Genomic DNA, 24,047 nt, shown 5'->3' with positions numbered 1-24,047 from the left:
GTAATGAAGAGAAGAGTTGTACTGACCGGGATGGGTATTTATTCTTGTTTAGGAAAAGACCTGGAAGAGGTGCGCCAATCCCTGTATGATGGCCGTTCAGGCATTATATTTGATCCGTCACGAAAAGAATTAGGGTTCCGTTCGGCCTTGACGGCTTATCTGGAAGTGCCCAATCTGAAAGGTGTATTAAGCCGTAATCAACGTGTTTATATGCCGGAAGAGGCGAATTATGCCTATGTGGCTACCAAAGAGGCCTTAGATCATGCCGGGATCGATGAAGATTTTCTCAACCGGAACGAGGTCGGACTATTATACGGCAATGACAGCACAGCGGAAGCGGTGATGAAGAGTGTCGACACGATGCGCGAGAAGAAAGACACCACGATGATCGGTTCGGGAGCCATTTTCCAGTCGATGAACTCGACGGTGACGATGAACCTCTCCTGTATCTTCAAACTGAAAGGCATCAACCTCACGATATCAGGTGCTTGTGCCAGCGGATCGCATGCGATCGGCCTGGGCGCCTTGTTGATCCAATGGGGATTGCAGGACTGTGTAGTCTGCGGAGGCGCGCAGGAGGTCAATCCGTATTCCATCGGCAGCTTCGACGGTATCAGTGCCTTTTCGGTACGCGAAAGCGATCCGACAAAAGCATCGCGCCCATTCGACAGAGACCGCGACGGCTTGGTTCCCGGAGGAGGAGCAGCCACGGTGATCATCGAAAGCTACGAATCGGCGGTGAAACGCGGAGCGCCTATCCTGGCAGAGATTTGCGGATATGGCTTCTCTTCGAACGGCGATCATATATCGGTGCCTAATGTCGACGGACCGGCACGCTCCCTGATGATGGCGTTGCGCGAGTCGGGCATGGATATCCGCGATATCGGTTATATCAATGCGCATGCAACCTCAACGCCGGTTGGCGATAAAAACGAGGCAAAGGCGATCGATAGTGTGTTTGGCGACTACAAACCGGAGGTGACTTCTACCAAATCGCAGACCGGACACGAGATGTGGATGGCGGGAGCCAGCGAGGTGATCTATTCCATGCTGATGATGCAAAACGGCTTTATCGCACCGAATTTGAATTTCGAAAACCCCGACGAGGACTCAGCCAAGCTGAATATTCCCGACAAACGGGTAGAGAAAAACTTCGATGTGTTCCTTTCCAATTCGTTTGGATTCGGAGGAACCAACTCGACACTGATTGTAAAGAATCTGAAGTAATACATATAAATGAATGGTTAAAATGGAAAAACAAGAGATTATTAATAAGGCAAATGAGGCGATGGCCGAGGAGTTCGAGATCGAATTGGGTGATATCACGCCCGATGCCATTATCAAAGATACATTGGATATCGACAGTTTAGGACTGGTTGATCTGGTGGCCCTGATCGAAAGCCTGTTTGGTGTGAAGATCCAAAATACGGAGATCGCATCCATTCAGACGTTCCAGGATCTGTATGATTATATCGAATCAAAAATGAATTAATTTTTATCGAATATAAAAACAGAGAGAGACACAGAGACAAAGCGTCTTCTGTGTCTCTGTGTTTTAACTAATTGTGAGCGATATGGAAAAGATAACGATTCAGATCTACCGCTATTTCCGGAATCATCGAGGGGTATTCTACGCGATTATGCTCTCTACGCTGTTGGTCTTCGGCTATTTCAGCTCGAAGATAGCGTTTGAAGAGGATATATCCAGTCTGCTTCCCGCCATACAGGAGAATGGAGCGGAGAAACTGGCCTTTTCGGAATTGAAGGTAAAAGATAAGATCTACCTGCAGTTTGCGGCGGCCAACGACACCGTCACGCCCGAACAACTGGCGGCGGCCTGCGATGAGTTTACCGCCCTCCTGTTGGAGAAAGACAGCGCGCAGCTGTTGATCGGCAGCATCTTTTCCGAGATAGAGCGCTCGGTGTTGCAAAATGCCATCGGTTATCTGTATGCCAACGCGCCGATCTTCCTGACCGAAGAGCAGTATCCGCTACTGGATTCCTTGATGCAACCGGAGGCGTTAGACAGGCAGATGACTGAGAACTACTCCTTACTGACCTCCATGGCGGGACGTGCCTACCGCAGTATGATTACCCAGGACCCGATCGGATTGCGCAATATCTTTATCTCTGGCGTCGCCGGAGGCGGGCTTGGTGGCAACTATACCCTCTACAACAGTCACCTGTTCTCGCCCGATACCACGGTTGCTTTGGCATTTTTGGCACCGAAGTTCAAGTCGTTGGACTCCAAGTCGGCTACCCGGTTGGTCGATCTGTTAGACAAAGAGGTGGCGGCTTATAAAACATTGAATCCCGAGATAGAGATCCTATTCCACGGAGCACCCGTACAGAGTGTCTCCAACTCGCGACGCATCAAGCAGGATCTTCTCCTGACAGTAAGCATCTCACTGGCTATTATATTTGTGCTTCTATTGGTTTGTTTTAAGAACAAACGCACGTTGTTCTACCTGGTTGCTCCGGTTGTCTATGGTATTTTGTTCTCTTTGGCCGTGATATACCTCACGAAAGGGAGTATGTCGCTTATGGTACTCGGTATTGGAGCCATCGTGATGGGCGTAGCCTTCAGCTATTGCTTGCACATGATCTGCCACCATAAGTATGTAGACGATCCGGAAAAGATACTTGAAGACCAGACCGTGCCGCTGTTTATTGCCGCTTTGACTACCATCGGCGCCTTTGCGGGGCTGTTATTGACCGAGTCGGAGATGCTGCATGACTTTGGCTGGTTTGCTTCATTGGGCATCTTTGGCACCTTGGTGTTTGCACTGATCTTCCTACCTCAGTTCCTGAGTACCAAGAATAACAAACGTTCAGAAAAGGCTTTTGCCACTTTGCAGAAGATCAATTCCTATCCGCTCGACAAGCCTTGGCTGGTGGGTGCCTTAGTCATTATAAGTATCGTCTGCTATTTTGCTTCGGGAAAGGTGGAGTTCGATTCGAATCTCCGCAACCTGGGGTACGATAATCAGCAGATAGCCCGTTCCAAACAGTTACTGGCTTCCAAGACTACGCAGAGTTACGACTCGTTTTATTTTGCCACCGTGGCGGATGACCTGGAGTCGACCCTGTCGCTGACGCAGCAACTCGCTGCCGGATTGGACGAGATAGAGGCGGCAGGTGATATCAACGGTTATACCTCTTCGCTTGCCTTCTTTGTGCCCGAAGCGGAACAACGCGAGCGAATCGCCCGCTGGAAGGCCTATTGGACGGAGGAGAAAAAGGCAGAAACACGCCAGCGTATCGTGGAAACCGGCAAGAAATACCGTTTCTCGGAAAACACCTTTGCCCCCTTCTACCAAATGTTAGAGAAGGAATACCAACCGGCATCCCTCTATGAGGCCAACGTATTGCCGGAAGCCATTATGTGTAACCTGATCGAACACTCGGAAGGACGCTATGTGATGTTTACACCGGTGCGTATGCATAAGGATGATCTCTGGAAGGTGGGCGAGCAACTGACCGACAAAGGTGTTTCTTTTATCGTGCTCGATCCGATGTATTATGCCAGCGATATGGTGAAAATGGTGCATAATGACTTCAACACCATCCTGGCGATCTCTTCCCTTTTCATTCTGATTGTCCTGTTGATCTCCTACCGAAGTGTTGTATTGACCCTCCTGGCTTTCCTGCCGATGGGGCTGAGTTGGTATATCGTGTTGGGATGTATGGCCATATTCGGTTTGAAATTCAATCTGATCAATATCATTATATCCTCCTTTATCTTCGGAATCGGGGTGGATTATAGTATCTATATGATGGACGGCCTATTGGAAAAGACCCGGGGAAGCAAGCGCGACCTGTTGGCTTATCATAAGACAGCGATCTTTTTCTCCGCTGTGATCCTGATTATTGTGATCTGTTCCTTGCTCTTTGCCGTACACCCGGCGATCCAATCGATCGGCATTGTCACGCTGATTGGCATGAGTGCTACGATCCTGATCACCTACTCGATGCAGCCGTTCTTCTACCATCTGTTGATTACTAAGCGGATTGCCAAAGGCAAAAAGCCTATCTTAGAGAAATGGATCCGAATCAATTCGACCGAAAAATGAAGCAGGATGTTGTCATAATCGGATGCGGCCTGGCCGGGCTTCAATGTGGATATATCCTGTCGAAGCGAGGATATAGGGTTTGTTTGTTGGAACAACACAGCCAGATTGGTGGCTGTCTGCAGACTTTTCGTCGGCAGGATGCCCTATTTGATACCGGTTTTCATTTCGTAGGCGGACTGGACGAGGGGCAACCCCTGCACCGCTTGTTCCGTTTTTTCGATCTCTTAGACCTGCCCTGGCAGCAGTTAGATGAGGAGGGATTTGCCGAAGTGCATCTGAATGGGACAACTTACCGCTTGCCTTCGGGGTATGAGCGCTACGTTGACTACCTCTCCACGGCGTTTCCCCACCAGAAAGATCAACTGAAAAGGTACGTCGATCTGCTCCAACAGGTAGAGTCAACCCTTTTTCAAAGCCTGACAGGCGATGGCAATAGTGTGGAATACTTCAACCGCTCTGCCTGGGATTTCCTGGAAGAGACAATCGACGATCCTCTTTTACGCAATCTGCTCTCGGCCACCTCTCTGACGATGGAGCTCGACAAAGAGCATCTGCCACTTTATGTGTTTGCCCAGATCAACAACTCGTTTATCCGTAGCTCCTGGCGATTGCAAGGGGGCGGTTCATTGATTGCCGACCGGCTGGCGGAGACTATTCGTCAAAACGGCGGAACCATCCTGACAAATGCCCGGGTAACCGCCCTGACAGAGACCGACGGAAGGATCACAAGTGTGACCTATAACGACACGGAACGGCTGGAGGCCGACTGGTTTATCTCCACCCTTCACCCGGATCAGACGCTTTCTATCATTCTGGAGACGCGATTGATACGCAAGATCTACCGCAAACGTATTGCCTCTTTAGCCAATACGTTCGGGATGTTTACCGTGCATCTGCGCCTGAAAAAAGGAATACTTCCTTATCAGAACAGGAACCTTTTTCTCTATTCCGGCCAGGAGGTATGGGATTATTCACCGGAGCATACGGCGCCCCCTGTGATGGTTAGCTATTATGCACCGGAAGAGGGAGCTTTTGCCGAACAGATCGATCTATTGACTCCGGTCCGTTGGGAGGAGGTAGCCCGTTGGGAAGAGACGACAATCGGCCGAAGAGGCGAAGACTACAAAGCCTTTAAGAAACAGAAATCGGAAGCCTGTATAATAGTTGCCAACGCCCATATACCGGGTTTGTGTGCGGCGATCGAGAAGGTGTACACCAGTTCGCCATTGACCTACCGCGATTATACCGGCATCCCCCAGGGATCGGCTTTCGGAATACAGAAAGACTGCAACAATGTGATGGGCACATTGATCCCCGTTCAAACGCAGATTCCCAATTTGTTATTGTCCGGACAAAACTTAAATTTGCATGGTGTATTGGGCGTTTCCATGACCTCACTCTTCACCTGCGCGCGGATTGTCGGCATGGAAGCATTAAAGAATGAATTAATAACCGAGTAAAATAGAGATAGATTATGAAGAAAATATTGATAAGCCTTACGTTGATGTTTGCCACGGCTACGGCCTTTGCGCAAAACGGCACAGCCATCTTGGATAAGATTAAAGAAGCGAACAAATCGCTGACCACTATCACAAGCGATTTCAAGCAGACCATGCATCTGACCTTTATGGACGAAGATGTATTGTCGAACGGCAAGTTCTACTACCGGAAACCGGATCGTTTGTTGCTCAAATACAGTCAGCCTGAGGGCGAAATGATGCTGATCAAAGGTGATGAGATCACGATGGTCATGATGGATCAACACACAAAGGTATCGGCTAAGTCCGATCCGGCTATCGAACTAATCCACACCATCTTCTCCTCCTGCCTGGAAGGTGATGCCCGGAAGATCAAGGATGCAACGGTTGATGCCGTCGAGAAAGCCGATTATTACGAGGTGATCATCACCATTAAAGGCGATAGAGCCCAAAATATGAAGGGGGTAAAGGTGCATTATGATAAAAAAGAGATGGCGCTCTCCCTGCTTCGTACGGAAGATCCGGACGGAGGATATACGGTGTATGAGTTGGTAGGCAAGAAGCTGAATCAGCCGATTGCAGAAGAGGTGTTTCAATAAATTATGAATTATGGCGAAGCGGAAATCGCTTAGCCGAAGGCGCAGAGCAATGAAGAATGAAGAATTAAATATAGATGCACGTGAGCTGTTGCCACAAAAGGGGCGGTTCGTGATGGTCGATCGCCTGATCCGGTGCGACGAAGAGGTCACCCTTTCGACCCTATCTATCCGGGAAGATAATATTTTCATCGACAACGGCCGCTTTCTCGAAGCCGGCATCCTCGAACACATGGCACAAACGGCTGCTGCCCGCAATGGCTATATAGATAAATATGTTCAAAAGGGCGAAGTGAAACTCGGCTTTATCGGCGAGATCAAAAACGTATCGATCGAGCGCTGTCCGGCGGTAGGCGAGACACTGACCACCTCGGTAACCATCGTCAGCGAGATCTTTTCTACGCTCCTGATCCATATCGACGTGACATCGGCCGGCGAACCGATTGCCTCCGGAGATATGAAGATCGCCATGACCACCATCGTCTCACAAGAATAAACAACCATGCAACTACTTCATACCTTTTTCCAGATCACAGAAAAGACTTCCCTCGCGGAAGAAACAAGATACCGTATCCATCTGAATGCTGAGCATCCGATCTACGCGGATCATTTTCCCGGAAACCCCATCACGCCGGGTGTCTGCATGATTCAAATAATCAAAGAGCTGGCGAGCGAAACCCTCGGTGGCAATCTGTTTATCCGCAAGATTGTGCGCGTTCGCTACCACCAGGTGATCGACCCGGTAGCTACACCCGATGTGGAGCTCTCCATACAGATACTGCCACAGGAAGAGAATGAATACAAAGTAACAGCTCTCTTCTCCGCCAACGAACAAAAGTGCGCGCAGTTTAATTTACTTATTCAGCCCCTTCCCTGATTTCATCGCCTTCAGGACATTTCTGCGCACCGTGCGCATAGAGGGCAGCAGTATATCCGGTTCCATGATGTCGAGCATCGAACGAAGCTCACCGAGCAGTTCGGGTATCTGACGGCATAGTTCGTAGGCGAGCTTCATGCAAAGCGATTGCACGCCTGGAAGCTCATCCTTGGAGATCATACGCTCCAGGCAAAAATCCAAGAAATCGATGCGGGGCGGATGGGCAAGAGGCTGCTTGAATAACAGAAGCAGGAAGAGCCTTCGTTTGCCCGGATGCGTACAGACAAGCACTTCATCGATCAGTTCATTTTGTCGGGGAAACAGCCATGCGTTATCTTCCGGACTAACATGCGAAAAGACCCAGGCGGCCTGATAGGCTACTGTGTCATTTGCATCATACAGAAGCTGGTATAATTCTTCTTTTTTCTGCTCGCTGTCATGCGTCAGATGAACGATATCGACGATATCGTTCATCCCTATCCGCTGTGAAAGCCTGGAACGGAAGTCCATGATCTTATGGCTTTGTTTGTGGTGTTATGGTTACAGGACCGAGGAGCCCGGAGCTTTTCGGTGCCCAGTTTTTGGCGGTGAATTTGCCGTCCGCTCCTGTGTTCTCTCTTAGGCGGGCGTTGAAATTCGTGTTATAGAATATACGCCATTCGATGCCCTTTTTGTCCATATCGGCAATCCGGTTCGCCATTAGGTTGGATACCTTTACGCTTAATTTATCATCTCCCTTCAATAGCTCTGCCGGGATCTCGATTTGGAACGGCGCTCTGATAAGGGTGGCGATATGGTTGTCGTTGAGGTAGATGGCAACACTTTCGTCTACATCCCCCAGGTCCAACAGCCAGGCGTCGCATGTAGCCTCCAATGCCGGAAGGGTAGTGGAGTAGGTGGCCGTACCCGAGAAGGCAGCGTATTCCGCTCCGTATTCAGTCCATGAGCCCAGGGTTTCCACTGTTTTCTTGGCAGGAAGTGTCGGGCCTCCTTTTACGAATTCAACTGTCCAGTTGCCGGTCAGCGCAATCGCTTCGCCTGCCGGTTGATAGAAAAGATAGAGGTCACCGGCGAGTTTATTCCGATAGGTCTCCACGACAAACGATTCGCCGGGCTGTAGTCGGAGATAAAATTCCGTTTTTCCATCCTTCTGTCGGGTTTGGGCATACCCGTCTGTTCCCCGCATCAGGTTATAGAGCGCTGCTGAGGCATAGTCGGCGTTGAGCGCGATCCATCCTTCGTATTCATTTTCGGTCGGATTGATGACATAATAATAGAAATTGCCATCCTCTTTCAAGCGTCGGATGCACATAAGACCTGAGGCATACATGCTTTCGGGAGCCACACCAGCGCTTTTGACCAGATCGGCAATATGATCCGAAGCCATGATCTTTCCCTTCCCGAAAGAGGCGGAAGAGATATTATGCTTGTTTTGGAAAGCGATAGTCGCTATGCCTTCCTGCAGTTTCTTCTGCTTCTCTTCCAGGTTGGCAAGCCCCGGTACCTCCGAAGGAAGGCCTTTATAGAAGAGGATGGTCGCACCATTTTTGGCGAGTTCCGTCAGCTTCTCGAATGTTTCGAGCGGGATGTAATGCGTTTCGGGTATCAGGATGGTTTTGTAGGTATTACCTCCGGTATGGATTCCGGCCCGGTCGGCTGTCGTGTTCTGAAGCTGCTTGTCGGTGATGGCATCCCAGGAATAGCCGTTTTCTGTTAGGAAGTCGCCACATGCTTTGAGCGACACCTCATTGAAGAAACGTCCGGAATGGAAGTGCTGAAGCGTTGACCGTCCTCTTTCCGACCAAAGATCGGCGATGGAGAAGTACAACAGGATATCGTTCGACGGTTTGCCGGCTTGCAGGAAGCTCTGTGCCCGGGCAACATATTCGTTCAACGTGCCGAAATCATCCCATATGCTGTTGTTGGGCGTCAGGTCTACGGCTGCATAGAAGAGCCAGCCCGGCCATGGTGCCTCTTGGGGTGTATAGGGTGTTCCGTGGTAGAAGATATGGTTGACTCCCGCCAGGAAGAATTTGTCGATCGCCCATTTCATATCGCCCAGGGTCGACTGGAAATGCTCATTCAGCCAGGTGACCGATTCGCAGGATATAAGGTTTTTCCCGGTGACATGCGCCGCGGAAGGAGCCGACTTCAGGTCGACGATGTTGCCACCCTCGATCTCCGGCACATCGCTTGCGGCGTACAGATCGAGTACGTTGGCCGGTGAACCATGCGCCTGGTTGCGGATGCCTTTCCCTTGTCGGGCAGCCCATTTTTGCCACTCTTTGGTATATCGTTCGAGCAATAACTCACTGATGGTTGCGCGGTAGTCATACATCACCCGGTTGTTTGTCTCTTCATTGTCTTTCCCTAATAGGGCAGGGATGAATTGACGCAGGTCGTAGCCGTTCAGTTGTTCGAACTCCTCCAGGAATTTAGGTGTCCAGTTGGATTCGCCTACCGCGTCATCGACTTCGTATGAGTCATTGAAAAAATAGCGGAGGTAGCTGAGGTCATGTCCCTGGAAAGCCTTTTCGAATGGCTCCATGTATTTATGAAGCGCTTCCGCCGAGAAATGGTCGATCACATGTCCTTCTCCTCCGGGAGCAGCCCGTTCTACCATTTTACCGTGATAGCCCTGGAACAGGGCGCATACCACCCAGTCGCCAGCCGGAGCCTCCCATGTGAGCACGCCCTCTTTCACCTGATCAGTGAGGTCGATGGTTTCGGTATAGCCGTTGTCGCCCTTCTTATTGGCAGTCACCAGGATGAGGGGCAATTCTTCGGGATAGCGCACCTGGTCGAAAGCATATTCCTGCAGGTTTTCATTGGCGGTTACCGGCTTTTTGATCTCGTCAATCGATGGCCGCACTCGTCCCTGTACGCGGAGGATTGGCTCCTGTTGGTATTGTATCGCCTGCTTCCACTGGCTGCCTCCCTTCACTTCGTATGTTTGGGAAGCCATGTATTTCGATTCGATCTCCCGGTCGACCCACGGACCACCAAAAGGCCAGCCCGGCGCGTTGGCCAGGTCGACACCCAGATCCAGTCTTTTCGCCTCTTGCAGGGTGTAGGTGAATTTCTCCATCCACTCCGGAGATAGATAAGGAATATCTTGCGCTTCGGCACCACGTACGCCGTATATCGGAGTGATCTCGACACCACCCAAGCCGGCTTTCTGATAGGTGTCGAGCATATAGGTCAACCCCTTTTCGCTGACCGCGCTACCCTGCCACCACCAGCGGGTCCAAGGTTTCGTCTCTTGGGTGATCTCCGGCCATCGGATCTCTCCCGTCTCTTTAGCCTGATTGGCGGGTGCCGCCGTGCATTGCAGCATAAACAAAGCCATACCTAAGATGCAAAATGCGGAAAGCGTAAGGCCTATTGCCTTTTTCAAAAGTCTTTTCATGTTGTTCTATGTTGTATTATTAGGGTTCTACAAAAATAGTTTTTTTATCAACCGCTTTGCCCTGACTATACGTATTTACAGGAGAATGAACGATTTTACACGTAAAAACCTTTTTTGGGGAGGGCTGATTTTGTCTTTATTATTGGCGAGGGCTTGGCTTTTAAGGCAGGGGCAAGGTCTTTAAGGTCCTTAAAGTCTTTAAAGTCCTAAATGACCTTAGAGTCTTTAAAGTCCTTAGAGACCTTAAAGTCATTAAAGTCCTTAAAGAGAAAATTAGTTCCTCTGCATTCTCTCTTCCATGGCGAGTTTTCGGTACTCCGTGGGAGAGAGTTTGTATTGTTCGCGGAAGTTGCGGTAGAAGGTAGCTTTTGAACCGAATCCCGAATCGGTAGCGATATCGTCGATCGTCAGGCTCTCTTCGTTTGTCAATAACCGGCGGGCATGCCTGATGCGGAGCCGATTGATATATTCCCCAAAAGAACAGTCGGTATTCTCCTTCACGGCATCGTAGAGGTATTTCTCATTGGTACCCAATAGGGTGGCAATCTTTTTACGGTTGATATCCGCTTGTGTGTAAAGCCGTTCACTCTCCATCAGCTCTTTTAGGGAGAGATACAATTGGGTGCTTTTGCTACTTTCGCTTTCGGGTTGAGAAGCCAGGATGGTCAGTTCCTTTTCCTCTACCTTGGAGGTGAGCATGTCCTGATGCTTTATTTGCAGATAGAGTTCGCGGTTTTTGGCTTTGAGCTTACGCGAATAGAGATATATCTGCGAACCGATAATGACAAGCAGTATACAGGCGATTGTCAGCCCAGCCAGGATGATGCGCAGGTTGGTGATAGAGGCTTTTTTGCGCTCCAACTCGAGGTTTTGCTCGTTTACCTTCTCTTGCCGGTAGCTCTCGTATTCATAGCGTTGTTCGATTTTCTTTATCTCCGCCTGGCGGTTGCGTTTTTGTAGCGAATCGTTGACAGCGCTCCATTTCTGCAATGCATTGTATGCTGCCAGGTAGTTTCCCTCGGCCTCATAGACCTTTCCCAATACCTTCAGGGCGACATCAAACGTATGGTTCGGACCAATGTGTTTGTCGATCAGCGTGGTGGTTTGTAGTGCCAGTTGTTTGGCTCGGCTGTAGTCGCCTTGTTTTAGGTAGTTCTCTGCCAGATGGCTATATAGGAATATGGCAGTCCGTGGACTATTGATGGCTTGCACCGTCTCGATGGCTTTTTGAAAAGAACGATTAGCCTCTTGATAGTCACCTTGGTTTTGATACCAGTCTCCTATGTTGGTATAGATATGATAGAGGGTACTCTGTTTTTTTATGTCGATAGGAGGTGTCTCTAACAGGGTGGCAGCCTCCCGGAAAGAGGCCAGTTTCTTCGGGGAATCGATGCCGTAGAGTCCCGCTTTGTTATTGAGAACCGTCGCCATCCGCATGGTGTCGCCTATCTGTTGAAAGAGAGCGTAGGCATGGTCGTAAGCCGTTTCCGCTGCCAGGCTGTCATTTGTTTTTTTGCTGGCGTCGGCTACATGGAGAGAGAACCCGGCTTCCGGGAAGATCAAATTTGTTTCTTGTGCGTACTCAACCGCCTCCGAAGCATATTGCCTCATCATCGGATAGTCGTTTATATAGAAATAGGCGTTGCAGATATCCTCGTAGATCTTGAAAATGGCGCCTGGGTTGTTTAATTCTTTTTGTAGGGAGAGTGCCAACAGGTAGTTGTCGAGTGCCTGGTAATAAACCCCCGATTTATAAAAAGTAAGCCCTGTCTTATAGGCGTCTTCTGCTATACTGTCGATACGCAAGGAGTCTTTCGGGGAAAGATTGCCGGCAGCGTAAACCCCTACCGTCATAAAAATAGCCAGCAGGAAAACCAACCCTTTATGTTTGTCGGATGTATTCATGCTTCAAATATAGCCTTTTTTATTTAGTGGCGATTTCGTTTTGGGATACAGATAAGCATATTTTACACACTGTTTTTTGAAAATGCTCAACTATCATTTTGTCAAAATCCCGCTTCGCTCCAATTGCTTTACGCCTTCGGCTAAGCGATCTTCGATTCATCATTCATCATTCATCATTTCTTCCACCTCCTCCCGCATCTCCCGAATCGCGGTTGTCATCACCTTCGGTTCTTTCAGGAGAACCGAGTCGGCGGCAGCCTGCCGTTTCTCCGGTTGCAGAAACCAGGGTTCATTATACAACTTGACCAAGAGGTAATAGGGATAGATCCGATCCGGCAAGATATCCAGGGCATGCAGATAGATCGCTTCCGCCTCTTCGTATTTCTGTTGTGCCTGTTTGTTCTTTGCCTTCATATAATGAATCATGGGATCCGCGCTCAAGCGGGTCGCCAGTTTAAACATCCAGTTCGCCTCGATATAATCGTTGGTTTTATGCAGGCATTGCCCATATTCAAACAGGAACTCCGGTTTGTGTTTTAGTTGCTGATACAACGCTTTATACCCCGGAAGAGCCGCCTCGTAGGCTTTCGTCTGGTAGAACATCCGCACGTTACTCCACTGGCGGTAGGTATCACCCGCCTCCCTTTGGTGCCAATAGAGCATACAGGAGGTGGCTAATATCGTGAAAAAGAAAAATTTATTTACCATATTGATACTACCGGGCACATCCTCTTCTTCATCGCTATCCCACGACTCTGTCTCCAACCTCCTACTCCCCGGCACCTGCGTCAAGGCCGAGAGAAACACCAATACGATCCAAAACGAGGGCAGTTGAAGCGGATAGGAGGAGAAAGCAAAGATGCCTAACGCCATCATGCCACCCACCACACCATACCGGCGGTTCCTGATGCCGGCATAGACAGAGAATCCCATCCACCCCAGGAAGGCGATCAATGTCGGTAGCCCCGATTCGGAAGCAATCTGCAGGTATTCGTTAAAGGCATATTCCGGGCATCCGGCTACCCGTTTCTCCTGATCGGTTGCCTTGCCCGATGCAAAATAGGCCGCCTGTGCCTCGGCATAAGCCGCCGGGAAACCTCCCAGGGCGTGGCCGATCAGCGGCGATTCCACAATGGTGCGCGCCGTGATTTTCCACATCAGTAGTCTGCCGTCGGCCGACTCTTTTTTCAGCGAATAGAGACCGACGCCCCCGGCGACACACAAGAGTAATATCCCGGCAAGAACGGCATATCGCCAACGACTATACTTTTGCCATATCGCTTTTGTTCTTCCCCATCCGATGGTATACCGCCACCACACCCAGGCGCCCGACACTGCCGCCGCGATCCAAGCCGAACGGCTCATGCCCGCGGGCAGTACCACCACGATCGCGACCACGCAAACCCAGGCAAAGTAATGGATGATTCTCAACATGGATTTGAAATCCTTTGTAGCCAATACTACCCCTATGCAGACAGGGAATAGTGTTGCCAGATAGCCGGAATAGGGTCCCGGGTTATAGAAGGTGCCGGTCAGGCGGAACATCGCGTGGGCGGAGGAGGCATACCCATATAACTGCCGCATGCCGATCAAGGCCTCACCGAGGGCGGTCGCCATCAACAAGAGTATAAAGACCGGCGCCAGGCGGGGGTAGCATTGCAGGATATAACGAAGAAGAAACCATAACAGCAATACTTGTATGACAAAGAAAATTTTCTCCGGCTCGGGATTCCAAATCCAGCGATAGGTGAGTAGAAAAACACTGCCTACCAGCCATAGACATATATCCGCGGCATGCGGATCGAACACCGCCCTTTTGGGAAACAGCAATGAAAGCGCCACGCAGCCCGCCAAGAGAGGTATGGTCTGATGAAACCAGCCCACCTTCCCCATCACCATCCCATTCACCATCGTCGCATCCGTCCGGAATACACCCAAGAGAATCAATGCCGCACAGACAGCAAAGACGATATGAAAACATATCGAACGCATAGGCACCGAGACACAGAGATCTTTTATTTTTTCTTTATTATTCATTGCTTTACGCCTTCGCTCTCCACCACCCCCTCCTCAGGCAGTCGGGAAATATCAATTATCAATTATCAATTATCAATTATTCTAAGCGTTCTCTTCCACCTCATCTTCCCCGTATACGGATCTTTGGCTTTCCAGATGATCCAGGCCTTGCCTACTATATATTCTTCGGGCAATAGTCCCCAGTAGCGCGAATCCTGCGAGTTCTCCCCCTTATCGCCTGCCATAAAATAATAGTTCTTTTGGAACGTATAACTCTCGAGCGGGCTATTATTCAGGAAGACGGTGGAGTCCCGGTAGGCAACCTCCCCCTTCTGCTCCCAGGCAATCAGTTTGTGGTAGAGCAGATAATGGGTCCGGTCCATCGTGATCCGGTCGCCCTTCCGCGGGATATAGAGCGGCCCAAAGTCGCGTATATTCCATCCCATCACCGAATCAAACGGAAAAGCATGATACACACCGGGAGCATAATCCGCCTCGACTGTTCGGGAGATACGCGCTTGCGACATCTCGTTGCCCACCTTTCCGGCTTCGCCATTGAGTAGGTAGAAGCCGTTGCGGATCGCGATCGTATCACCCGGCAGCCCAATGCAGCGCTTGATATAATATTTCATAATATGCATCTCCACCTTCCCCCAGTGGTTGGGATGCGGAAAGTTAAACACCACCACATCGTTATGCCGTATCCGTCGTATGCCCGGCAGGCGGTAGATCTCCACCTGCTCCTCTTTAAGTGTCTCGAAGATATTAAACAACCGTGCCCCGGGAATTCCTTTCCATACCAACACATTATCCCCCGCCTCCAATGCCGGCTCCATCGAATCGCTCGGTATTTTAAACGAGGTAAACACAAACACCTGCAAAAAGAGCCAGCCAAGCCCCGCCATCATCAACCAGAAGACCACGTCAACCAGGATATGCGCTGCTTTGCGAAGGATGGGTTTGAGTGTTTTCATTGTTTTATTTAATACCAATACTGTTTCCCATTCTCATAAGTAAATATCCGTTCCTCTTTTCCTTCCGAGAGGTTACGCAACCACAACAAAGCACCCTTCGGCACATCATCGAAGCGAATCGAATAATCCGTTGCCGTCTTTCTTCCAAGGGATGACCAGTCATGCTGATCAAAATACAATAATTCATATACCATACCCGGATAAATCCCATTCGTATCATTCCTCGGCAGGTAGTCGATTCGGCTAACCGAGACCTCCCGTCCAAAGTCAAACCCGACCCACGACTCAACGGCGGCAAACGAAAGCATGTCATTGTCGTTTATGTCCGACAGGTTTTCATTCGATAAAGTAACTGTATCTCCTATGACCTCCCCCCGGATCTCCTTTTCGTCCGCGTCATAAAAATGAATCTCTGCCAGATCGGCGGGCCACCCATTATTGATAAAGCGATAATAACGGAACGGCCGATCCGGATCCGTCTCAATAGTCACCTTATCACAGTAGGTACGCTTCTCAACCGTGTGAAGTATGACCGAATCGCTGAATGCCCGGTTTCCGGAAGCCTCGAAACGCCCGTTCACGAACAGTTTGCTCCACCATATCTTATAATTATCCAATTTGCATTTTCTTGTCAATTCTACCTGTTGTGTATTTTCCTTGTCAGGGTCGAAGTAAACACAATCCCCATTGGCACGCAAATAAAAGGGGTTCGAGATAAACACCTGCTGATTGTCGTTGTAATAGAACGGGATATAGACGATCCCCACTCCCATATCCTCAAAATGCGCCTTGCCCCTTTTTACCTCTGTGACGGCCACAGGCTTCCATCCACGATCGAAAACAGCTAAATACAGGTGTTTCACCTTCTCTTTCCGGGCATTGACGGAAAAAGAAAGATCGGCTGTCCGGGTGTGTTTGGAAGTAACATCTTTATACAACGGATGGTGGATATAGGGATGATTCTTCGGGAGAGAATATTTGGATCGATCGGCAGCAAACGTCCGCCGGAAAACTTTGGGTGCATACAGATGGATTTCGCCGGGAATCGATCCATGGGTACTTCGGGGATCAATGATGGAAATCTCGCTGTGTCCGTTATGCGTATGGCCGTAAGCAGGAAGCACATCCTTAGCAGCAGGTATGCCACACATTCGCCAGAAAAAGGTCTCTGCCAATACGGCGGCCATGCAATCGAATTCAAATTCTTCGCCGTTGGGAAGTTCAAACTTTCGGAAAATATAGGTTTCCAACATTTCCTCAGTCAGGCAGTCTTTCAGGAATTTATAGATGCCATAAGCATCTTTCTGCACATTCGCAAAATGATCTGCCACGTCGGCTAATTCCATTTTATGTCTTTCCGGCAGAGAGTCTTTCCAATGCATCAGGGGTTCATTTTCCACCCGATAAGGCAATATATATTCACAGAAATCTTCAAAAGAAAGATCACGCAACCAATAGCGGTTTTCCCATTGGGCAAAGGATTGTTCGATAGTATGGATCAGAAAGTCGGCAGTAATAACTTCGATATCCCGAATCCCTTCCAATTCACAATTGAAAGGGATATAGTTGCCCGGTAAGGAGTAGAGAACCAGTCGTATCTCTAAAGGTAAATCAGGGTGGAGTCGGTCTATCTGACGCCGGTATTCTTCCACACATTCCCCTCCATAACTATAATGCCAGGGCATATTTTCGATCAGAAAAACTGCCGCTTTGTATTTCAGAGAATCCGCTTCGTTGGCAGAGTAATGAGCCAACACCTTCTCCAGTTCAGGGCGGTTGGAACCGGCGGATTGGAGGGCATACTCCAAGGGGAAAGGGGAACGCTGGCAGGAGATCAGAAGAAGAAATACAATGAGGAAATGCTGTTTCATGAATTGTTTCATATTGCTTTGGATTCCATCACCAAAAGGTCTTTTTTTCGATATGGTATTGTTATATTATTAGCGATGAGATATATTGAATGATTTTTATATCAGATCAAAATTTACCGTATAAAAGATTACCGTTACTGCCCCGGTATTTTCGTTATATTTCACTGTTATAAACTTGTCATCATAAGTACCCAGTGGAAGCGAGATGCTATCGTCATCCATACTTATCAAAATAGATTTTCCTGTTTCTTTATTATAATAAAAAGAATAATTCTTGTCTTTGTGAAAGTCAAGTTGTAGAACATCTTTGGTTTGGAGGAAATTCAGAAAGCAAACATACCCCTTCTCTAACATTGATTCTCTCATTTTCAGTGGATGTATGTTTTGTACACTTTCACAGAATTCTTTGGAAGGCCAGGCATTTCCAAAATCTATTTGGTAAGCTAAGGAGGATTCTTCTCCTTTTAGGGCGTAAATACTATTACTTAATGTCGGAAGAAAGAACATATAATCGCCAAATTGTTGCAATGGGTATCGTGTTTCAAAAGACATTCCCAAAGTTGAAGGATCTGAAGGAAAAAAGCTCTTCAAATAATTACCATTAATATCCATTTCTTTTAAAAGAAAATCGCTGTCCGGGGATGGTATGTTACCGTTATCTGCAAGAATATGAGTCTCTTGATTCAAAGAAAATTTAGAAGCAAAGAAGTCGTACTTGAATTCCCGAATGAATTCACCTTTAGGAGAATAAACGATGAATTTCTTTTGACTTGCATCCATAATAATAATATTTCCGGTTTTTTTCTCTACATCAAAATCATCAGGACGGGAAAATTCTCCGGGTCCTTGTCCTTTTTTGTCGATCACATGAAGCAGTAAGCCCTCTTGGCTGTAGACAAATAATGCATTTGCTTTTAGTTTGTCTAACAAATAAATTTTTTTATTATCTGCAATTACTTTACTTACTTGACCAATTGGGTGTTCATCATTGTCTTCCAAACGCAAAACTCTCATAAAGTTATTTGTCTTCGGAAACTTCACTCCCTTATACTCATTCGCTAAATCAACTTTTATCACTTTGGTGTCTAATGGAACATTGATTTGTTCTTTCTTCTCTTTTTTTACACATGATACACAAAGAATACACATTGAAATTAATACAGCTAGATGTTTCATAATGATTTGGATAATGGTCTCAAAATGTTTAAAACATTTTGAGACCATGGTGTATGTTAATCCTTTTTAATTATAGGTCACAATTAAATTTGCCTCCTGAAGTACATAAGTGTTCAGTACTACTAACAATTGTTATTCGAAAGCATTGGTCGATATGGCGGATCAGGTAGTCCGCCGTGATCACCTGGGCATCATATACTTTGCGGAGGCTTTGGGTAGAGAAATCGTTTGCTGCCTGGATAATGCTGTCGGGTATATGTTCATTATCCTTTTTCATCCACCGCATTGCCTCTTTGATCTTCTCCAGCTCCTCCCCGCTATAGCTGAAGTAATAGGGCATATTCTCGATCAAAAAAACCGCAGCCCGCAGCTTGAGGCTATCGGAAGGGGAAGCAGAGTAATGGGTTAATACTTTTTCCAACTCGGGGTGGTTGGAGCCGGAAGCATTTAAAGCAAATTTTAAGGGCGTAGAGGGTTGCTGGCAGGCGCACAAGTCACACAAAATGAATATGATTAATATTATATTTCTCATCTTTTGCTCAAGAGTCCAAAAAGAGATAATCACTTATTGGTCATCTAAAAGTTTATATGTATATATTTTTTCATCATAACGCGATAGACCGTATAATAAATTTTGCTCTTCATTAATCGATATTGAAGACAGATATTCGGGGACAATATATCTGATTAGTGCTTTTTTGTTCCAATCAAACACATGTATTTCACTTTCTTTTTTTACCGTGAAAATTTCATCATACGATTGGTTTTGAAAAAGTGCATAGATATAGCTATTTGTTGCAGTGACGTCTACATAGTAAACCCAAAAAGGAAGCTCTGATTCATAAATATCGACAATGTTTGATAGCTGGGGAATATGCCCTAAAATAGCAAAAGATAGTCGCTCGTTGTTTGTCAAATTTAAAAAATTGACTTCGTTAATGGAGAACATGGTAGCAATCATTTGGGTGCCATCTGGCTTAATGCACCATTTGCTTCTATAGTATTCCATAGGATTTTCCACGGAGGGGGTGTACAGAATTTCTTGCTTGTTGATTCTGTCAGCTTGAGGATTAATCCATAATAATTCGAAATTATCAGAAACCAAACGTTCTGAAATCAGCAAGCTGTCATTTATCAAAAAACAATTAAGAGAATGAGACACATTCTTTACCAGTTTGTTGAAGTAACATTGTTGTGCTTCTAATGATTTCTGAATGTCAATTTCACATAATCGCATTTTTGAAACATCATTGATCCATAAACGATTTTGAGCAAAATCGACTTTTGCCACCACGCAATTAATGAGCTCGTTAGGCCCTTGTCCTTTCGTTCCAAATGAACCTAAGAAATTTTCATCATAATCATATATGTAAAAATAGTTCTCTTTTAGTGTGGAGATTATAACAAAATAGTTCTTCAAGGCTACAATGCTGGATTGAGCATATTCCTCACTCAGGAACTCTTCAGCAACAAGATTTATTTCTTTTTCAAACTTATCAATTTGGATAACCTTTTTCGAAAAATATTGCGTATCCCTTTTGTTACAAGAAACTATACTTAAGAATATGAGTGTGACTATGATATTTTTTTTCATATTATTTTGATTTGTATTAAATAGCGAGAGTATATTCTACATGGAATTTCTGACTCTCGCTATTGTAAAAATAATATTTATTAGCTATAACATTTACTTTTTCCCGTATCACCCGCACGATTTTCTTCCCATACACACGGTACCCCACACCGATAGACTCCATAACCTTCTTTCAGTTGGCTCCAACAGTCCCATCTATAACTTTCACCCCCTTCTCCTCCTGCCAACGCCTCCACATTAGCTAGTCCAAGTTCCGACAAAGCGACTTTATTCTCGCTCTGATACACATTCCACCCTGCAGCAACCGCAATTGATGCAACCATTACAAATCCAATTATTTTCTTTTTCATAATCTTAATTATTAAGATGTTAATTAATTTTATTTAATCCTTATCCACAATCTCACCTACTTTCCTTCTGCGGATTATGGGTTACGTCGTAAACACATGCCTTACTCACTTATTAGAAAGTGGACAAGGTTTGTATATAGGACGCCTGACTTTTGTCCTTTCAGCATTTCTAAGTATCTTTTCATAAGATAGGATGCGCCTCAACATAACTCAAGCAAGCTTGGTTCTGTGTTCTGCTTTCACTATCTTTGCTCATAATGAGCGACCTCCTTTCTTATTAAAAGGGCAGGTTGTGGGGGATTGCTGTTAAGATGTCAAACTGTAGAGCAATCTCCCTCTCTTTTTTACCTGTCCTCTAATTATACTTTAATTTATTCACTCTATACTTTGTGTGCCTTTGTGTTACTTCGTGGTGAATAATACTACAAAGAGTTTTTTTACCGCGAAGTATCTCTAAGTCACACTAAGTTTCTTTTGCATTAACGTTCTTCCGGTCTCTTTTCTTCTTTGTGCGCCTTTGCGTTACTTAGTGGTGAATAATGCTACAACGAGTTTTTTACCACCAAGTAGCTCTAAGGCGCACCAAGTTTCTTTTGCGTTAAAACACTTCTCCACTTATCGTTAGCTTTATCCATTTCTCCGTATTACACTTAACGGTAATGGTTTCGCTAAAGAAGCCCGTATCCTTGGGGGTATAAACCACCTTTACCTGCAATGTCTCTCCGGGTTGTGCCGGGTGTCGATCAAAACTGGCTGAGGCACATCCACAGGTGGTGGCCGTATCCATGATCACCAATGGCTTCTCTCCGGTATTCCGGAGGGTAAAGACCGCCGTCTTGCTTTCGCTCTTCGCAAAAGATCCCAGGTTGATTTTTGTTTGCTCCGCCTCGGCGGTGGTACGGATCGGTTGCTTCGTTGTAGAGGGGGTGCCAGTGCCTGTGATCTGCTTTAGGTAAAGATCTTTTACCGCCAGGTTATGGACCGGGTTGCCGATGGTCACCACCCTATTGTCGCTATCCAATAGAAACGTCTGGAAGGTGATATCAGACGGGAAGCCGTTGAGTTTATTCATTTGGTCTTCACGATCCATACAAACCGGATAATCAAAGTTATCCTTTTTCAAAAGATAGCGAATCTCCTTCTGATCCGAAGACTGAAAGAAAAAGAGAAAAGGCACATTTCCCTCTGTAATAGAATCCACCTGTGCCATCAACTCTTTCCATTTTACTAATTGCAGTTTACAACTGGTGCAATCTAACGAATCCACATAGATCAACACCTTATAGTCCGCTTCGGGAATATCCCACTCCACCCGGTCGGTCGCAAAGCGAAAAAACGCCATTTCATCGGGAAAAAGGATCTCTTTCCCCTGCCATTCGGACACCAGGCGGGTGATCCGCTGCTTGTCCGATTCCTGGCAGGAGAGAAAGAGAAGGAGAAAGGGTAGAATAAAAAAATATCTTTTCATCAGGAGGGATGGATTACTTTAATCTGTAATTCTCAATTTTTATCTCATACTTCTCCCCCCTACAGTCAATTGTTCCTCTGCCATAACAAATAACATGGATCATCTCTTCTCCTTGGGCAAGGGCTTCTACATTCGACAAAAAAAGATCACTTTCCTTTTTATTTTGTTTTTGATAAAAATAAAACAAAGAAAAAAGGAAACAGACAGCTAGCAGTAACATGACTTTTTTATTCATAATTTATTTGATTTAATTAGGGACAAATATAGATACCAAGCGGGAAATTTGCAATAGAAAAAATGCTCACCGATGAGGTTTTGGGCTACCTAACCCTAATCTAACCCTAATCTAATCTTTACGGGAAAAGATTAAGACAAATTAACAATCAATATAAGCATCCTCCCATTCCGCAAAAGAGAAAAAAAGATATGATCGGGGAGGAAATTGATTGTTTTTGTACCTTTGCGGAAAGAAAACAAAGTTTATTATGCATAGTAAAGACTTCAGGTACATTTTATTTTTCATTACGACCGTTTTGTTCCTATTGGGAATATATTACCTATATAAAAAGGAAAGACAACTATACAGATCTTCTTTTCAACAAAAACTGGCGGCTGTGGTCGTAGCGGATATAGAGAAAAGATTGGTCGCAGCGGGTGAGCCTTATGTCTTATACTCCAAACCTGGAGAAAAATCAGAAAAAACGTTGATTCTTTCTGAAGATACGATTTACATTGATAAATCGTCAGTGGCAAACACATTGGTTTTTGCAGAAAGGCAGTTAGATGCATTTCAAACCATTTTATATGCCAAAGGGAACTTTATAAATCCCCAATCGTTGGATTCTCTTTTTTACGCATCTTTAAATCCGGACAAATCCGGTATAAAAACCGGCATACGTTATACCGACCGGAAAACGGAGACAATAACCGATAGTAAACCCAATGATCCCATTTATGAAAAAGGTAATGCCACGGATATACTCTTGTTGGGGTTAAATGGAGAAATAAGTGTTCAGGGGTTTTATCTACCGACTAACAAGTATTTGCCGGAACGTTCTCCATGGATTTTTATTTCCTTATTTATCTTCTATTTGGTTTTTTGTCTTTTCTTTATTCTTTCATTACGAAAGAATAAAAAGGTGGAAATAGAAAGACAACAAGTCCTCCCCCTGCCGAAAAAAGACGAAACCGACAAAGAGGAATCACCTATCAAAGTGACTGAAACCATTCTATACGACACGAATAAAGGCATACTTTATTGTAATTCCCAGAAAACAACTCTGACTAAACAAATGAATCTTTTTTTATCTCATTTTCTTCAGGCGCCTGATTATTTCTTAAGCACACAGGAGATAAATGAGTTATTGTGGGGAGAAGAACTGCCTCTTAGTAAAAATAAACGAACTCAAGCTGTGCTTGTTTTAAATAATCGATTGAAGTCTACCGGCCTAAAAGTGAAAAATTACCAACGAAAGGGATACGTACTTATCATTCCTTAATTTTTTCGTTACAATAGAAGAGAATATAGTCCTTCCCCCCCTTTCCTTTGCGCCTTCGATTACAACCCTGGCAGGTGAAACTGAATGATGGGGTCGTCGCTGTTGACATCGGTGGCGGTGAGGAGGCCCCGGGCTTCGTCGACATGGAAGCCTTCGATGGGGTGGTCGAGGGTGTATTTGCGCAAAGGGCGTCCCGTCAGGTCGAAGACATAGATCCTGCGGCAACCGCTTTCGGGCTCTTCCTCGCGTTGGTAGGCGGCCATCTTCTCGTCGAAGGTGATGCCGCTGAAGGAGGCATAGATATGCTGGTCGGTCACCTGCAAGTCGCTAAAGCCCATAATACCCTGCGGAATGGCGCGTCCCCCGCTGATATGTATCTGCGGATCACCCTGCTTACCTTTGATGATGGCTTGTGTCTCCCCGGTGGCGGAATAGATCTCGATCACCTCGCCCAGCTGGGTCGCCATGACCACCAGCCCTTGCGGGTGGTAGCCCATAAAGCTGCGCCACCCTTGTGCCAGGGCGGGCCGTGCCAGGGCGGTGTAGGGGTCGTGCGCAGGGATCGTGCCGTAAGAGGCCTGGTAGGCTCCTGTCCGGTCGATCCGGTGGAAACGGTGTTCGCCGGTATAGTCGGGAATATAAAAGCCCGTTTCCATCGGCAGAAAGTCGAGGGTGCGGATCAGTGCTTTATCGATGGCGATCGCCTCCTCCCGATGGGCTATGCCTTCGGTGGCATCGATCCGCCAGCGGGTGATCTCCAT

The 24,047-nt window shown here is 46.6% G+C and carries 21 protein-coding genes; 8 read left to right on the top strand and 13 right to left on the bottom strand.

All coding sequences use genetic code 11. The annotated features are described in order from the left end of the window. The first annotated feature begins 3 nt into the window (after positions 1–3). The 7 genes from M2134_RS14630 to M2134_RS14600 all read left to right on the top strand — a co-directional run bounded on the left by M2134_RS14630 (position 4) and on the right by M2134_RS14600 (position 7,024). Entirely contained in the window at positions 4–1,227 is a 1,224-nt protein-coding gene (locus M2134_RS14630) for a beta-ketoacyl-[acyl-carrier-protein] synthase family protein (RefSeq protein ID WP_280751881.1), read from the top strand. Positions 1,228–1,249: 22 nt separating this feature from the next. Then, positions 1,250–1,492, top strand: coding sequence for a phosphopantetheine-binding protein (locus M2134_RS14625; protein ID WP_280751880.1), 243 nt, complete (start codon positions 1,250–1,252; stop codon positions 1,490–1,492). A gap of 82 nt (positions 1,493–1,574) precedes the next feature. Next, positions 1,575–4,073 carry an MMPL family transporter gene (locus tag M2134_RS14620; protein WP_280751879.1) on the top strand — a complete coding sequence of 833 codons (2,499 nt, stop codon included), beginning with the start codon at positions 1,575–1,577 and terminating at the stop codon, positions 4,071–4,073. Beyond that, on the top strand, positions 4,043–5,533 hold the full coding sequence (locus tag M2134_RS14615; RefSeq protein WP_280751878.1) for an NAD(P)/FAD-dependent oxidoreductase: 1,491 nt from the start codon (positions 4,043–4,045) through the stop codon (positions 5,531–5,533). Before M2134_RS14620 ends, M2134_RS14615 begins: the two co-directional genes overlap by 31 nt. 14 nt (positions 5,534–5,547) lie before the next feature. Then, positions 5,548–6,150, top strand: a complete 603-nt coding sequence (locus M2134_RS14610) for an outer membrane lipoprotein carrier protein LolA (RefSeq protein ID WP_280751877.1) — start codon at positions 5,548–5,550, stop codon at positions 6,148–6,150. Positions 6,151–6,199: 49 nt separating this feature from the next. Continuing rightward, a complete protein-coding gene (locus M2134_RS14605) occupies positions 6,200–6,643 on the top strand; it encodes a pseudouridylate synthase (RefSeq protein WP_280758212.1) in 444 nt (147 codons plus the stop codon). Between the two features lie 6 nt (positions 6,644–6,649). Beyond that, entirely contained in the window at positions 6,650–7,024 is a 375-nt protein-coding gene (locus M2134_RS14600; RefSeq protein WP_280751875.1) for a hypothetical protein, read from the top strand. Here M2134_RS14600 and M2134_RS14595 read toward each other — a convergent pair. The 12 genes from M2134_RS14595 to M2134_RS14540 form a co-directional block, all read right to left on the bottom strand. Continuing rightward, complete coding sequence (locus M2134_RS14595; protein ID WP_280751874.1) at positions 7,001–7,534, bottom strand: hypothetical protein; 534 nt, start codon at positions 7,532–7,534, stop codon at positions 7,001–7,003. The two genes, M2134_RS14600 and M2134_RS14595, sit on opposite strands and share 24 nt — an antisense overlap. Positions 7,535–7,538: 4 nt before the next feature. After that, positions 7,539–10,433: a glycosyl hydrolase gene (locus M2134_RS14590; RefSeq protein WP_280751873.1), complete on the bottom strand. Its 2,895-nt coding sequence runs from the start codon at positions 10,431–10,433 to the stop codon at positions 7,539–7,541. 273 nt (positions 10,434–10,706) lie between these two features. Beyond that, on the bottom strand, positions 10,707–12,338 hold the full coding sequence (locus M2134_RS14585; RefSeq protein ID WP_280751872.1) for an AraC family transcriptional regulator: 1,632 nt from the start codon (positions 12,336–12,338) through the stop codon (positions 10,707–10,709). 159 nt (positions 12,339–12,497) lie between these two features. Next, positions 12,498–14,375 carry an O-antigen ligase family protein gene (locus tag M2134_RS14580; RefSeq protein WP_280751871.1) on the bottom strand — a complete coding sequence of 626 codons (1,878 nt, stop codon included), beginning with the start codon at positions 14,373–14,375 and terminating at the stop codon, positions 12,498–12,500. A 65-nt stretch (positions 14,376–14,440) separates the two neighbouring features. Continuing rightward, the gene (lepB, locus tag M2134_RS14575; protein ID WP_280751870.1) at positions 14,441–15,328 is read right to left on the bottom strand and encodes a signal peptidase I; all 888 of its coding nucleotides are present in this window, start codon (positions 15,326–15,328) and stop codon (positions 14,441–14,443) included. 8 nt (positions 15,329–15,336) lie between these two features. Next, complete coding sequence (locus M2134_RS14570; protein WP_280751869.1) at positions 15,337–17,211, bottom strand: hypothetical protein; 1,875 nt, start codon at positions 17,209–17,211, stop codon at positions 15,337–15,339. A gap of 84 nt (positions 17,212–17,295) precedes the next feature. Next, on the bottom strand, positions 17,296–18,375 hold the full coding sequence (locus M2134_RS14565) for a 6-bladed beta-propeller (RefSeq protein ID WP_280751868.1): 1,080 nt from the start codon (positions 18,373–18,375) through the stop codon (positions 17,296–17,298). A gap of 70 nt (positions 18,376–18,445) precedes the next feature. Next, positions 18,446–18,796: a hypothetical protein gene (locus tag M2134_RS14560; RefSeq protein ID WP_280751867.1), complete on the bottom strand. Its 351-nt coding sequence runs from the start codon at positions 18,794–18,796 to the stop codon at positions 18,446–18,448. Between the two features lie 144 nt (positions 18,797–18,940). Further along, on the bottom strand, positions 18,941–19,969 hold the full coding sequence (locus M2134_RS14555) for a BF3164 family lipoprotein (protein WP_280751866.1): 1,029 nt from the start codon (positions 19,967–19,969) through the stop codon (positions 18,941–18,943). An 80-nt stretch (positions 19,970–20,049) separates the two neighbouring features. After that, positions 20,050–20,319: an NVEALA domain-containing protein gene (locus tag M2134_RS14550; protein WP_280751865.1), complete on the bottom strand. Its 270-nt coding sequence runs from the start codon at positions 20,317–20,319 to the stop codon at positions 20,050–20,052. Positions 20,320–20,917: 598 nt separating this feature from the next. Continuing rightward, a complete protein-coding gene (locus M2134_RS14545; RefSeq protein ID WP_280751864.1) occupies positions 20,918–21,787 on the bottom strand; it encodes a DUF1573 domain-containing protein in 870 nt (289 codons plus the stop codon). Positions 21,788–21,800: 13 nt separating this feature from the next. Further along, positions 21,801–22,022, bottom strand: coding sequence for an NVEALA domain-containing protein (locus M2134_RS14540; RefSeq protein WP_280751863.1), 222 nt, complete (start codon positions 22,020–22,022; stop codon positions 21,801–21,803). 250 nt (positions 22,023–22,272) lie between these two features. Here M2134_RS14540 and M2134_RS14535 point away from each other — a divergent pair, with 250 nt between their 5' ends. Further along, complete coding sequence (locus M2134_RS14535; protein ID WP_280751862.1) at positions 22,273–23,286, top strand: hypothetical protein; 1,014 nt, start codon at positions 22,273–22,275, stop codon at positions 23,284–23,286. 59 nt (positions 23,287–23,345) lie between these two features. Here the strand turns inward: M2134_RS14535 and M2134_RS14530 are convergent. Further along, positions 23,346–24,047 (bottom strand): BF3164 family lipoprotein (locus tag M2134_RS14530; protein WP_280758211.1); only part of this gene is annotated, 702 nt, incomplete at its 5' end.

Origin of the sequence: Parabacteroides sp. PM6-13 (assembly GCF_029892605.1) — a bacterium.
GTDB lineage: Bacteria > Bacteroidota > Bacteroidia > Bacteroidales > Tannerellaceae > QVMG01.
This window is presented reverse-complemented; position numbering and strand designations above follow the sequence as displayed.